The 12,247-nt window shown below is 62.7% G+C and carries 10 protein-coding genes; 2 read left to right on the forward strand and 8 right to left on the reverse strand.

From position 1 onward, the window contains the following. The 3 genes from VMH22_03985 to VMH22_03995 form a co-directional block, all read right to left on the reverse strand. Nucleotides 1-731 (reverse strand): ABC transporter permease (locus VMH22_03985; GenBank protein HTW90847.1); only part of this gene is annotated, 731 nt, incomplete at its 3' end. A 3-nt stretch (nucleotides 732-734) separates the two neighbouring features. Then, complete coding sequence (locus VMH22_03990; GenBank protein ID HTW90848.1) at nucleotides 735-1,529, reverse strand: ATP-binding cassette domain-containing protein; 795 nt, start codon at nucleotides 1,527-1,529, stop codon at nucleotides 735-737. A gap of 18 nt (nucleotides 1,530-1,547) precedes the next feature. Then, entirely contained in the window at nucleotides 1,548-1,799 is a 252-nt protein-coding gene (locus tag VMH22_03995) for an AbrB/MazE/SpoVT family DNA-binding domain-containing protein (protein HTW90849.1), read from the reverse strand. 308 nt (nucleotides 1,800-2,107) lie between these two features. Here VMH22_03995 and VMH22_04000 point away from each other — a divergent pair, with 308 nt between their 5' ends. Continuing rightward, the gene (locus tag VMH22_04000) at nucleotides 2,108-2,425 is read left to right on the forward strand and encodes a DUF6506 family protein (GenBank protein HTW90850.1); all 318 of its coding nucleotides are present in this window, start codon (nucleotides 2,108-2,110) and stop codon (nucleotides 2,423-2,425) included. 64 nt (nucleotides 2,426-2,489) lie between these two features. Beyond that, nucleotides 2,490-3,992, forward strand: coding sequence for an MFS transporter (locus VMH22_04005; GenBank protein HTW90851.1), 1,503 nt, complete (start codon nucleotides 2,490-2,492; stop codon nucleotides 3,990-3,992). A gap of 336 nt (nucleotides 3,993-4,328) precedes the next feature. On the opposite strand, the gene VMH22_04010 is transcribed toward VMH22_04005, so the two are convergent. From VMH22_04010 to VMH22_04030, 5 genes are all read right to left on the reverse strand, one after another. After that, the gene (locus VMH22_04010) at nucleotides 4,329-5,576 is read right to left on the reverse strand and encodes a hypothetical protein (GenBank protein ID HTW90852.1); all 1,248 of its coding nucleotides are present in this window, start codon (nucleotides 5,574-5,576) and stop codon (nucleotides 4,329-4,331) included. 97 nt (nucleotides 5,577-5,673) lie between these two features. After that, nucleotides 5,674-5,835 carry a hypothetical protein gene (locus VMH22_04015; protein HTW90853.1) on the reverse strand — a complete coding sequence of 54 codons (162 nt, stop codon included), beginning with the start codon at nucleotides 5,833-5,835 and terminating at the stop codon, nucleotides 5,674-5,676. A 595-nt stretch (nucleotides 5,836-6,430) separates the two neighbouring features. Further along, nucleotides 6,431-8,074, reverse strand: a complete 1,644-nt coding sequence (locus VMH22_04020) for a hypothetical protein (protein ID HTW90854.1) — start codon at nucleotides 8,072-8,074, stop codon at nucleotides 6,431-6,433. A gap of 132 nt (nucleotides 8,075-8,206) precedes the next feature. Continuing rightward, entirely contained in the window at nucleotides 8,207-11,350 is a 3,144-nt protein-coding gene (locus tag VMH22_04025; protein ID HTW90855.1) for an efflux RND transporter permease subunit, read from the reverse strand. Further along, nucleotides 11,347-12,240 (reverse strand): efflux RND transporter periplasmic adaptor subunit, encoded by an 894-nt coding sequence (locus tag VMH22_04030; GenBank protein HTW90856.1) that lies wholly within the window; start codon nucleotides 12,238-12,240, stop codon nucleotides 11,347-11,349. The genes VMH22_04025 and VMH22_04030 overlap by 4 nt, the downstream gene beginning before the upstream one ends. Nucleotides 12,241-12,247 lie beyond the last annotated feature (7 nt).

A 12,247-nucleotide genomic window follows, 5' to 3' on the forward strand; every position in this document is an offset into this window, starting at 1 on the left:
CGCGAGAAGAGGAAACTCCCCACCAAGAGAAAGAGCAGCGTAACCACGGCCAGGACGGTGAAGTCCAGCGGCAGGCCGAAGTGGATGATGTTCACTAGCAGGCCACGCAGGGCATCGACGCCGTAGGAGAGCGGGTTGAACCGGGCGATCGTGGTCATCGCGCCCTTGGCCGGAAGCGGGAAGAGAGCGCCCGAGAGGAAGAACAGGGGCATGACGAGGAAGTTCATGATGAGCTGGAAGCCCTGCATGTCGGAGAGCGCCGAGGCGATGGCGGTGCCAAGCGCGCAGAACAGGAGCGCGGTCAGAACCATCGCCAGAACCGCGAGCGGCGTCGCGGCCCAGTTGACCGGCCGGAACCCGGCCAGCATCGAGATGAACAGCACAATGATGCCCTGCAGGGTGGCGACCGTGGCCCCGCCGAGCGTGCGGCCGATCATGATGTTCAGCCGCGATACCGGGGCGACCAGCGTCTCCTTTAGAAACCCGAACTGGCGGTCCCAGATAATCTCTATGCCCGAGAAGAGCGCGGTGAAGATGATGCTCATGACGATGATGCCCGGGGCGAGGAACTGCATGTAGTTGCCCTGCCCGGCCCGCTGGAACGTCGGGCCGAACCCGAAGCCGAGGGCGAGCAGGAAAAGCAGCGGCTGGCCGAGCGAGCCGATGATTCGCGACTTGGACCGGAAGTAGCGCTTCAGTTGCCGGAGCCAGAGGATGTAGATTGTCTTCATGGGTTACCGCCTTCCGTGCGCGCGATGCATCATGCGCATGCGTTCCATGCTCCCGGCTTCTTCCTCGCGGATGGTCTTGCCGGTTAGGGCGAGGAATGCATCTTCGAGCGAGGTCGTGTTGGTCTGGGTTCGGAGTTCCTGCGGCGTGCCCGATGCGACGATCTTGCCCTGGTCGATGATCGCGATGCGCTGCGCGACGCGGTCGGCCTCGTCCATGTAGTGGGTCGTGAAGAAGATGGTTATGCCCTCGGATTGGTTGAGGTCTTTCAAGTAGGTCCAGACGTGGTTACGGGTCTGCGGGTCGAGGCCCAGCGTCGGTTCGTCCAGGAAGATGACCTTCGGGTGATGGAGGAGACCCCGGGCAATCTCCAGGCGGCGCTTCATTCCGCCGGAGAACTGCTTCACCAAGCTGCCCTTCCGGTCCCATAGCTCGACGAACTTGAGTAGTTGTTCCGTCCGTTCGCGGCGAAGGCGGCGCGGCACATTGTAGAGGACGCCATGCAACTCCATGTTCTCGGCCGCGGTGAGCTCTTCGTCGAGGCTCGGGTCCTGGAACACGATGCCGAAGGAGTTGCGTACCGCCTTCGGATTCGTTACCGGGTCGAACCCGTTCAGCGTCATGCTGCCCGAGTTGGGACGGAGCAGCGTGGTCAGCATCTTGATGGTGGTGGACTTGCCCGCGCCGTTCGGGCCGAGGAAAGCGAAGATCTCCTTGGTCTCGACCGAGAACGAGATGTGGTCTACCGCGACGAAATCTTTGAACTTCCGAGTCAGGTCTTTGACTTCTATTATGCCCATGATGCGATCAGAGGTGGTTCAGGACTTGGCGATGGCCCCGCGGATGGCCTCCGCGTGGCTGGCCAGGTGAGCGGCGAACTTTTCCAGATTCGAGAGCTTAGCCAGGGCCAGCATCTCCCGGCCCATGCCGAACACGAGCAGCTTCTCGCCCGGCATCAATCCGAGCGCCTTACGGGCCTCGGCCGGAATCACAACTTGGCCCTTCTCGCCGACAGTCGTGGTGCCGTAGACCATTTCGTGTCGCGGTGGTTTCTCAGTCTTTAACTTCATTGTGGTCTCCTACAAGTAGGAATTGTATGATATGTAAGATTAGACGCACTCCGGAGCCGGTTAGATTCACGGGTGCTGAAGCCACGAGAGATGGACGAACACGGAGCTTAACCGCAGATTACGCAGATTACACAGATGTCTCAGAATCCGGAACAGAATCTGCGAGACCTGTGGCGTCTGCGGATGTTTCCTCTTGGTCTGCCGCTCCATCTTTCGTATCTGCGGCATCTGCGGTTTACTTCTTGTCCTTCGGGTCTTGGCCTCGGGTATTTTGACTCTGCGACCCCACTGAGGTAGAATTACCTTCTATGGCTTTTAAGGTTCTGTTCATCGCGCACACACCGGATGCCGACCCGGACAAGCACCGGGCCGTGCTTGAGACCGGCAAGTACAAGCTGACCACCGTTCTTGTCCGAAACCAGGCCCAGGCTCTCAGCGCATGCCGGGACATGGCCGAGAAGGAAGGCATCCACTCGGTCATGCTCTGCCCGGGGTTTACCCACAAGGACATCGCCGAGATTGCCGAGGCAGTCGGCCCGAATGTAAGTGTGACCGTGGCCCGCGGTGACGGTCCGAGCAGTCGCGTTACCGCCGAAGTATTCCGCCGGGAAGGCTGGTTCGCCTAGGCCGGGCCGAGCGACCGCCCGTTCATCCGCAGAGCGCATAATAGTCGAGAGGATTTCTAAGCAAGTGAGCAAGTCCGAGCAGCCATTTCACCCGACGCGGCTCCACCGCCGATTTGAGTACAAGTGGATCGCGCTCAGCGTGACGACGCTCGGCGCCTTGATGGCCGCCATCGACAGCACCATCGTCATCCTCGGCCTGCCGTCGATGATGTCCGAGCTGCACGCCGGGCTCATCGAGATGGTCTGGGTCATCATCGGCTACCTCCTGGTGAGCACGGTCTTTCTGCTTACCTTCGGACGCATCGCCGACATGCTCGGCCGGGTCCGGCTCTACAACCTCGGGTTTGTGGTCTTCACAATCGGCTCACTGCTCTGCGGCCTGTCCGGGACCGCGGTACAACTGATTCTCTTCCGTCTGGTCCAGGGCGCCGGTGCGGCGATGATGATGGTGAACAGCATGGCCATCCTGACCGAGGTCTTCCCGCCGAACGAGCGCGGCCGGGCCCTGGGCATCAACGGCATCACCTGGGCCGCGGGCGGCATCATCGGCCCCGTGCTTGGCGGCCTCATTCTCTCGGTGGCGAGCTGGCGCTGGATATTCTTCATCAACATTCCCATCGGCATCATCGGCGCGCTCTGGGGCTACATCGCGCTCAAAGAGAAGTCCGAGCGACGCCGCGAGCGGTTCGACGGAAGCGGGGCCGCGATCTTCAGCGTCGGCCTGCTCGCATTGCTCCTCGCCCTGACGAGCGGCATCCAGTACCGTTTCACCTCTGCGCCGATTCTTGGTCTCTTCGCGGTGTTTGCGGTCGCTACCGTCGCATTCCTCTTCCGTGAGAGCCGGGCGGAATTTCCGACGCTTGACCTATCGCTCTTCCGCAACCGCGTCTACAACTTCTCGGTCCTGGCCGCGACCATCCAGTCGCTCGCGCTCTTCTCTGTGAACTTCATGATTGTCTTCTACCTGCAGGGCGTGCGCGGTTACGACCCGCTCAAGGCGGCGCTGCTGCTCATTCCGATGCCGCTCTTGAGCTCAGTCATAGGCCCATTCAGCGGGGTGGTCGCTGACCGCATAGGAGCCCGCGTGCCGGCGACCGTCGGCCTGCTGATTCAAGCCGCGGCACTCGTCTGGTTCATGCGGCTCACTCCGACAACTCCCTACCTGTCGCTGGCCTGCGGGCTGGCGCTGATGGGACTCGGCGGTGGCGCGTTCTTCCCGCCCAACACGAGCGCGGCAATGAGCGCCGCACCGCGGGAGCGTCTCGGGATTGCCTCGGCTGCGCTCGGCACCATGCGCCAGACCGGCATGGTCATATCCTTTGCCTTGAGCCTCGCGGTCGCGGCTAGTGCCCTGCCGCGCGACGTCATGCTCAAGCTCTTCGTCGGCACGAGCGTCAGTCTCGGTTCTACAGTCATGCAGGAATTTGTGTTCGGGATGCACCGGGCGTTCATGGTTTCGTTCCTATTGTGTCTTGTCGCCGTGGGCTTCTCAATCGTGCGCGGCCGCGAGTCTCGCACCAGCGCGGCGGGCTTGCTGGCCACCGTCTCACCCGAACGCGCGGACTGACCGGACCGACTGACCGCTATCCGCTAACAGCAATCTGCAAGCCGACGCCGAGTCGTGCGTTCGGGCCAATCATCAATCGTCAGTCGGGAATCTGAACGCCGCGGGGCCGTGAGCTGTTGGCTGCAAGCTGTCGGCTGTCATCATCGTCTCGACCCGCAACGTTGGTCCGGCTGATTCGTACAAAGTAAATCGTTGCCCGGCACTATGCGCTGTTCCTCGGAGAACGAACCACGATGTGTGAGTCCGCCGAAGTAACGATGTACGAATGAACAATGAACGATACTTCGCCCCGCCTTGACATCGCCCGGGAATAAGGGAGGTGCCTCTCACTCACTTCTACTTGCTGCTCACCACCTGCAGCTCGCTCCACGCGATGTCGGTCTTCGGGTCACCGCCGTTGTCCTGTTGGTCTTCGCCCAGGCTGTAGAGCTGGAAGCCCGTTCCCACGGCCCGGTAGTTCAGCGACTTGCCCGTAAACGGGTCAGTCACATTCTGAACAGAGACGTCAGCCAGGCCCGACGGAAACGTGCCATGATTCTTTCGGTATTGGAGAATCCGCAGACCCGTCAGCGTAACGGCCTGTTCAGCCTGAAGCTTCGCAATCCGAGTCGCGACCAGCTTGCCGTTCGGGAGCATCAGGCCGGCGAGCGGTGAGTGTTGCCGACCCCGTAGCTGCTGCACTCGGTCCAGGCTGTCCCACTGGCGGTTCGCCTCGTACCACGGACAGGCCGCGATTTCGAGGCAGCGCTTGTGGACAGCCTGGCTGTAGCTCTGGGCGATGCGATTGGTCAACGGGAAGAAAATCAGAAAGCGGTTGACCAGATTGTCGGCGTTCGCGAGCCCGAGCGCGGCCGTCGTGGGCCGAGCCAGATACTCGTCCATTGTGACGTACTCCGTCTCCCAGACCCGGAGCAGTTCCTTGTCCCGGGCCACTGCCGCCACCGCGTCCGCGGCCCGGGCCAACGCCGGGTCGCTGCATCTCGGTCCGACGTCGCGCATCACGCGTAGCGTGCGGTTCAAGTCCGTGGCGCGCGCCAGCGAGAAGATAAGCTCGGTCCCGCTCGGCAGCAGGTCGGCCAGATGCAGGTTGCTGATCAGGACGTCCATGGCCTCATCCGGCTTGCCCGCGGCGAGCAGGTCACGTGCCTGCAGGCGGAGCAGCGCCCCGAAGTCGAATGTGCGCTTGAGGGTCGGCGGCAACTTCGCGGCTAGCCCGGCGCCAGGGTCGAATTCCATGCTCCCGGCCGGATACCGGGCCGCGGCCAGCAGCAAATCGAGCGCGCGGCCATTGCGGCCCAGCAATGCCTTGGCCGCAGCCGGGTCGAGCCGGCCGGAGTCAGCCTGAGCAAGCAGCCCCTTCTCCTTCTTCTCATCCAGGGCGGTGTCGGCCTGAGCCAGCAGGCGTGACACTGCCTTGCTCCCCTGGGCTCGGTCCATCGCCAGTTCCTTCATTGTCATTGGATGTCCCGCGGCCTGGACTGTGCGTCGCACGTCCTGAACCTGCCGGTTCAGCGTGGTCACTGCGACAAAGTGGGCAGCGACCAGCAGCACGACGATTCCGACGACGACCATCAGCTTCTTCATGCTTTTCCTCCTGCTACTTTCCGAACGATGTCGGATTCTCGACCGTCTTGTCAGAACGCACCTCGCCCCTTCCAGCGCCTCTCACCCGGTGCAGGCGTCAAGTGTAGCCTTCTTTAGCACTTAGAGGCGGCATCTGGGTCTTTGACAGTTGTTCCTTGTGGTAACCGGACAGGCGGTCATGGTCAAGGCGGTCTGCCTGTGCGTTGCACGCAGACAGGTCAACCAGACGTCCTACAGAGTCGGGTGCAGTGGCGCCCATTGCGGCAACAGAATAGACGTCCGTTGCTGTAAGTCAAGCAGACGTCCCGCGAGGTTCTGACAGTTTGAGGACGCGAGGTCATTCCAGAAGCGGCGGAGCGGACCAGCAATGCGACAGAGTTGTAGGACGGTGCCGAAGCCGGTTCTCGGGCTTATGTGCTTGCGGCTCAGGGTCTTAAGCTTGAGGCTACCCGACTGACACCCCCACCCAGGGGATTGCCCCGCAGATAGGTTAAGGGATAGGTTAGGGTATAGCCCGAAGGGTTACCTCCACCGCAATTCCCGGATGAACCTCCACCGGAATTCGACGGGTTGGTCTACCGGTTGCCCTCCGACTTGCTCTCCGGGTTAGTCTACGTGTTGCTCCACCGGTTCCTCTCCGGTTTGGTCGGAACGTTGTGGCCCGAGTAAGTCCGCGGGTTCCTGTCCGAGTTGCTCCCGAGTAAGCTCCGGCCGTTGCTCTCCGGTTTGCTTGGAGATCTGCTTCCCGGATTGGTCCTTCCATTGCCCTACGCGTCGGCCAGACGTGGAGAAGATCGCTCATCGGCCCGTCGCGTCCCGACCGCGGCCCGACTCGGCACAGGTTGGAGTCCGAGTTAGTGAAGCGTCCTTGGAATCCGGTGGGCAACGCGTGGTGAAGGTCCAAAGGCGTCGCCGCTATCCACCTTGCCTGTGTGTTTTATCCTGCCTTCGGTGATGGTGATGACGTCGTCCGGCGGGTCCTTGGTCGGGTCGTGGTTCGAGTTCCACCAGCCCAGGGTGCCGGAGAAGCTGCCATGGACGTACCCGCCGCTGCAAGTGTCAATCTGGATGGTCCCTGACACGCCCTGGTACTTCTTCTCGGCGTACCAGAAGTGATTGCTGGCGTAGTTCGACCAGACGATTGAGGCGCCGTCGGTCGAGGTGACGTCGAAGGTACCTCCCGACGTGCCCGGGAATGTAACCTGCACGCAGTCCACCATGTCAAAGTTGCCCGGTGCGTGAAGCGTACTTACGACCTTCGTGTTTTCGGACTGGAATACCTCGTCGCCGGTCAACGCCTGGTACAGCTCGCCGTTCTTGCGCGCCTGCACCACCGCCTGGAGCATCACCGTCGAGTCGCCGACCATGGTAAACACGGCGTGGAATCCGTCTATGCCCGTGTCCGGGTCCACCCGGCCGCCGATGGTCTTGAGGGCCTCGCCGGCAAGACAAGTGTCGGCCATCGCCGCCAGGAAAGTCGTGTCCCTGTCGCAGGAGAAGCCGTCGTGTACCTCCCACGTATACCCGCACACCACGTCCGCTCCCACGTCCAGAAACGCCTGCATCAAGTACCCGGGGGCCGATGTGTACGAGTAGGCGCTGTAACAGCACGACAGTATGACCACCGTCTTGCAGAGATTGTAGGCGGGCGTCGCCTCGCTGGCGTCGAAGCTGCCGTTGGCGCGGATGAAACCGGGCATGACGACAAGATGCCAAGAGTGGTCACGGGTGCGGAGGAAGAGTGCGACCTGCCGCTCCTGTCCCGCGCCAGGGTTCAGGTACCCGACATACTGCACGGCCGCGGCACTGGCCAAGTCATCGTCGTCGTAGGGCTTGCCCAGCTCCAGACCGGGAGAGCACGTCGACTCAACACCGTCCGACGGAATCAGTAGGCCGTGACCGCTCCAGTAGATGACCGAGTTGCCATATTGGATGAGGTTCAGGGCCGTTTCCAGATCGGCATCGCTACCCGAGGACATCTCTCTGCTCTCCCAGCCGAGGCGGCGCTGGAAGATATCAGCCAGGGCGTTGGCCGCTTTCCACGTGCCGGGCAGCTCAGTATCGAACGGAATGAAGTAGTGGGCGAGGTTAGACACCTCGCCGCCGGACGCGGCCCGCACTGCGGGCTCGCGGTTCGCCGCTTGGCGTCCGGCGTCCGTCAATCCGCTGGCGGGACGCTCGTCTTTGCCGGTGCCGGCCAGAAGCCCGCTCGAGAAATAGGCCCAGACCGTGCTGTCCAGCGAGATTTTGGCCGTGTCCACGCCCGGCTGAGTTAGCAGGAATGCGCACGCCTGCTGGGCCGCGGCGTCAATGTTGCCCGCAGCCAGTTGCGCGTCGTATAGGACCCGGGCCGAGTCAATTACCGCAAGGTTCGCCTTTATCGTCCGCTGCTCGAACTTGTCGTAGCTCACCGGCCCCTGTTTGCAGCCGGACGTCACGACCATGGCGGCCACGCCGGCGGCAAGGACAACGGCTCTCAGCGAATGCTGTATCTTCATAGTATTGGCGTTCCTGTTCGGCGGGTGAAATGCTACCGGAGCGCAATGAGAGTGTCAAAGCCCCGCGTGCTTCCCGGAAGCCGAAAGCGGGGCGCGGATGAACGCGCCCCGCGGAGGTCGGAGGTAGGGAAGTTACTGGCCGGTTGCCTCGTTGTCGCGCGTGGCCGCGGCCTGGGCAGCTTTGCGTACGCGCGCGCGCTCGGCCCGGTTCTCGAAGATGACGTAGAGCACCGGGATGAAGACGAGCGGCAGGAAGGTGGAGACGACCATGCCGCCGATCATGGCCCGGCCCATCGGCGACCAGAGTTCGGAGCCTTCGCCGAGCCCGAATGCGAGCGGCACGAGCGCGAACATGGTGACGAGCGCGGTCATAAGGATGGGGCGGAGCCGGACGCGACCGCCTTCTTTGACCGCCTCGAGGAGTTCCATGCCGCGGTTCCGGCGCAACTGGTTGACGTAGTCGATATACACGATGCCGTTGGTGACGACGATGCCGATGAGGGCGAGGAAGCCGATGCCGGAGATGAGGGAGAGGGAGGTGTGCGTGAGGAAGAGCGCCCAGATGGCGCCGATGGCCGCGAAGGGCACGGTGAACATGATGATGAACGGGTCGCGCAGCGACTCGAACTGCGAGGCCATGACCATGAATACGAGGATGAGCGCGATGATGACGATGAGCCCGAGGTCGCCGAAGCTCTTCATCATGTCTTTGTAGGAGCCGGCGAGCTGTATCTCGAAGCCGGGCGGTAAGGCGATGTTACGCAGGGCGCGGGTCACCCGCGCGGCCGCCTGTCCGGTGGACGTGCCGACCGGCATCGCCGTGATGCGGACCACGCGCTCGGTGTTTTCATGCTCGATGACAAGCGGGCCGGTGCCCATGCGGGTGCTGACGATGTTCTTCAGCGGAACCGGGCCCATCGGGCTGTTGACGGTCAGGTTCTCGACGAGGTTGGGCGTGGCGCGTTGGTCGTGCCGGAGCCGGACCAGCATGTCGTACTCTTTGCCGCCGAGGCGGAATTCAGTGGGCGCATACCCGGTAATCTGTGTGTTCAGGGCGGCGCCAACCTGGTACGGGGTGAGGCCGTAGAGCGCGGCCTTCTGCCGGTCGATGGTGAACTCGATTTCCGGGTTGCCCGGTTCCCGGCTGGACTTGACGTCCACGAGACTATGCATGGTGTCGAGCGCGGCGACCACCTTGGTGGTGAGGGAGTCGGCCGTGGCCAGGTCGTGGCCGAGGAGGTCCACTTCAAGGTTGTTGCTGCCGCCCATGATGGTCGAGAACATGTTGACCACGCTGAAGACTTTGAGGCCGGGCACATCGCCGGCTTTGGCCCGGAGCGCCGCATCCAGGGCGTCGACCGAGTGTTTGCGTTGCTGTTTAGGCTTGAGAATCAGGTTGAGCGTCGCGACGTTGTCGCTGGCTCCACCGAATACGGCGCGGAGGCTGGAGAGGCCGCCGCCCGAGGGCAGGCCGACCTGGACCGAGGTGCCGACCACGTCGTCTTTCCAGTCGGTCATGATGTACTTTTCCAGCACCGAAACCGCGGAGTCGGTTTTCTCCACGCTGGTGCCGATCGGCATTTCGGCAGTAAGCTGGTGATAGAAGCCAACCTGCATCGGCATGAACTCGGTACCGAGCCGCGGGACCAAGCCAAGGGTAACGACAAGCAGCAGGACCGAGACAATGACGACGAGCTTCCGGTGGCCGACCGCCCAGCCGATGATGCGGCCGTAGCTGTCCTCGAGGTTCTTGTAGGTCCGGTTGGACCAGCCGCGGATGCCGCGATCTTCGCTGCCCGGTTTGGGCATGGCGAGCCAGCGGCTGGAGAGCATCGGGACGATGGTCAGTGCCACGCCCAGCGACGCGACCATGCAGCCGACCACGGCCCACACCATTTCGTGGAAGAAAATCCGCAACAATCCGGGCAGGAGCAGAAGCGGCAGGTAGACGACGATCGTGGTCAGGGCCGACGCGGTGATGGCCATGCCGACCTCGGCCGTGCCGATGCCGGCGGCGCGTTTGCCGTCGGCGTCGCGCTCCCGGTGGCGGAAGATGCTTTCGAACACGACGATGGAGTCGTCCACCACGCGACCGAGGGCGATGGCGAGGCCGGAGAGCGAGAGGATGTTGACAGAGAACCCGGCCACGAACATGAAGAATAGTGCGAAGAACATCGAAATCGGTATCGCGGTCGTGACGAAGAAAGTCGGGCGGAAGTGACGCAGGAACAGGAAGAGGATGAGCGCGGAGAGGACGATGCCGATGAGGAGGTCGGACACGACGCTGTTGATGGACTTCTTCACCTGGTCCGAACTGTCGTAGATGAGGGCCAGGTGGGCGCCGGGCGGCAGGATGTTCTGCATCTGGGCGATCTCGTCGCGCACACCCTGAGCCACGCGGATGGTATTGGCGTCGGGCCGGCGCTGGACCGTAATGTAGATGCAAGGCTTGCCGTTGTAGCGGGCGTAGCTGGTGATTTCTTCCGGGCCCCATTGCACGTCGGCCACGCTCCGCAGCAGAATCGGGGTCCCGGATTTCATGCCGATGACCGTGTTGCGGACCTGCTCGACGTCGTCATACTGACCGACGAGTCGAACGAGGAAGTGCTGTCCCCGCGAGGAAATCTCACCAACCGGGTAGTTGAGATTCTGGGCCTGGAGCGTGCCCATCAACTGCTCGTTGGTGACGCCGGCAGCGGCCAGTTCGCGGCCGTCCACGTCGATGTGGACCTGGCGCAGCGCGCCGCCCGAGGTCGAAACCGAGGCGACTCCCGGCACGCGCTGGAGCAGGTTGGAGATGTCGTTGTCGGCCAATTCGCGCAGTTCGGTCTGGTCCACGTCGCCGGTGAGCGTGTATTGGCAGATGGGCATCATCGAGGTATTTAGCTTGAGCACAAACGGAGTCTGGGCGGCGGTGGGCAGGGCCGAGGCGGCGATTGAGAGCCGGTCGCGGATGTCGGCCGCGGCCGCGTCGAGGTTAGAACCCCACTCGAACTGGAGCGTGATCATTGAGATGTTCTCAATCGACTTGGAGGACATCTTGCTGAGGTTCGGCGTGCTGCTGAGCTGTTTTTCCAGTGGTTCGGTCACTGCCGACTCAATTTCCTGGGGTCCCGCGCCGGGGTAGATGGTCCCGACGATGACCATCGGGACGGTCATCTGCGGGTAGATGTCAACGGGCATCCGGGTGATACCGACGAGCCCGAAAACGATGAGGGCCAGAGCCACCATCGCGGTGGTCACCGGCCGGGCGATGGAGCTGTCAGTCAGTTTCACTTGGCGCCTGCCTCAATGGGCTTTACCGTCTGGCCGTCTTCGACCCGCTCTTTGCCGGTCGTCGCAACTTTCTCGCCGACGTTGACGCCGGAGACCACTTCGACTTTGTCGTCGCCCACCAGCCCGGTCGCGATGTGGCGGAAGTGCGCGGTCGTGCCGTCAACGACGATGATCTTGGTCTGATCGGTAGAGAAGAGCGCGGCCAGGGGCAGGACGACGACGTTCTCGCGGCGCTCGAGGACGAGTCTCACACCGGCGGTCATGCCCGGCACGAGCCGGTGTTCGCTGTTCGGGACCGTGATCTCGACCGTCGCCGCCCGGGACGTGGCGTCCACAATCGGCGTCACTTTGGTGACGCGTCCACTGAAGGTCTGGTCGGGCAGGGCTGAGATCTGGACCGACGCGGTAGAACCGAGTTTGACGAAAGGAAGGTCGCAGTCGCTCACCGGCGCCAGGACTTTGACCTGGTTCGAGTAGCTCGCCACGGTCGCCACTGACGTGGCAGGGGATACGTTCTGTCCCACATCCACACTCACCTTACCGACCACGCCGTCAATCGGCGAAAGCACCGGGCCGGGCTTGTAGTCCATGCCGGGAATGTCGTTGACCACGTAGATGATCGGGTCGCCTGTTTTGACGGACGAGCCTTCCGGCTTCGCTATCTGGGTGACGCGGCCGGCCAGCTTGGGCGAAACGGAGACCTGCTCGCTTCCCTGCAGGGCACCGATGAGGTCGGTAGTGCGTATGACCGAGTCCTTAGCCACGGTCTCGACCGCCACGGTCGCGGCCTCTTTCTCCGTCTTGCCTCGGCCTTTGCCCATCGGGCCGCAGCCGGCGAACAGGGCGAGGACTATCGAACCCGTAATAATCGTGCGCAGTCTTGGCATCATGATCTCC

The sequence above is a fragment of the bacterium genome, assembly GCA_035505375.1.
In the GTDB taxonomy this organism is placed as follows: Bacteria; Hydrothermota; Tepidihabitantia; order Tepidihabitantales; family Tepidihabitantaceae; genus UBA2258.

What these genes read in the sequence shown, in the direction of transcription:
- VMH22_04015 (HTW90853.1), bottom strand. Translation starts at nt 5,835, where the DNA reads ATGGGCGCCACTGCACCCGACTCTGTAGGACGTCTGGTTGACCTGTCT.
- VMH22_04000 (HTW90850.1), top strand. Translation starts at nt 2,108, where the DNA reads ATGGCTTTTAAGGTTCTGTTCATCGCGCACACACCGGATGCCGACCCG.
- VMH22_03990 (HTW90848.1), bottom strand. Translation starts at nt 1,529, where the DNA reads ATGGGCATAATAGAAGTCAAAGACCTGACTCGGAAGTTCAAAGATTTC.
- VMH22_04020 (HTW90854.1), bottom strand. Translation starts at nt 8,074, where the DNA reads ATGAAGATACAGCATTCGCTGAGAGCCGTTGTCCTTGCCGCCGGCGTG.
- VMH22_03995 (HTW90849.1), bottom strand. Translation starts at nt 1,799, where the DNA reads ATGAAGTTAAAGACTGAGAAACCACCGCGACACGAAATGGTCTACGGC.
- VMH22_04030 (HTW90856.1), bottom strand. Translation starts at nt 12,240, where the DNA reads ATGATGCCAAGACTGCGCACGATTATTACGGGTTCGATAGTCCTCGCC.
- VMH22_04010 (HTW90852.1), bottom strand. Translation starts at nt 5,576, where the DNA reads ATGAAGAAGCTGATGGTCGTCGTCGGAATCGTCGTGCTGCTGGTCGCT.